The 695-nt window shown below is 58.0% G+C and carries 1 protein-coding gene; it reads right to left on the bottom strand.

The window, feature by feature from the left end; all coding sequences use genetic code 11:
• Positions 1–695: hypothetical protein (locus D6C13_RS25750; RefSeq protein WP_167458092.1), on the bottom strand; the 695-nt coding region annotated here is incomplete at both ends.

Genomic DNA, 695 nt, shown 5'->3' with positions numbered 1-695 from the left:
TCACAAATAATACGGGCTTTACTGGTGCCGGTTTCATCACGAGCCTCCATCCGCATCACGCCTTCGCCGGTCGGGTAAACCGCAGTGGAAAACCCAGCCAACGCACGGCCTGCGTGCGGATCCGTTTCCGTCAACGTATTTGCCAGGCGGAAATAGACATTCCCCATTGAGGTTAACGCTGATGGCAGATTATCCGCAGACACCTTGCCGACGCGGCTGGTGAAGGACATGTAAGCTTCATAGTCATTCGGTCGCAGAATGCCCACCCGATAATTAGCCTGGATGGAGCTGGCGACCTCCAGGTTAGCGGCCATTTTAACGCTGGACGCAATGCCGGTGAGTTTGCTGAGGCCGGTAATATCCGCGTTCTCACCCGATCGGGCGACGCCCAGCCGCGTCAAATCCGTCAGCGTCATGCTGCCGCTGTCCAGAATCTTCCGCCAGCCAAACGGATAGCCGCTGTCGCTGAGGAACCATTTCCAGCCGCCCGCCGCGGTGTATGAACCGATGCGCTCAAAAATCTGTCCGTCGTTATTAATCAGCCGCTGATAGGCCGCCGCGCCCGCCGCCCAGTAGCGCCGCCAGTTGTGCAACTGACCGGCAACGACATAGGTCGCGCCCAGAGGGTGGTCTGCAAACGTGGCAGAAATACTGATGGGATTGGTGACGTCAATAATGGACGGGTCATCCAGACG

Origin of the sequence: Rahnella woolbedingensis, from assembly GCF_003602095.1 — a bacterium.
GTDB lineage: Bacteria > Pseudomonadota > Gammaproteobacteria > Enterobacterales > Enterobacteriaceae > Rahnella > Rahnella woolbedingensis.
This window is presented reverse-complemented; position numbering and strand designations above follow the sequence as displayed.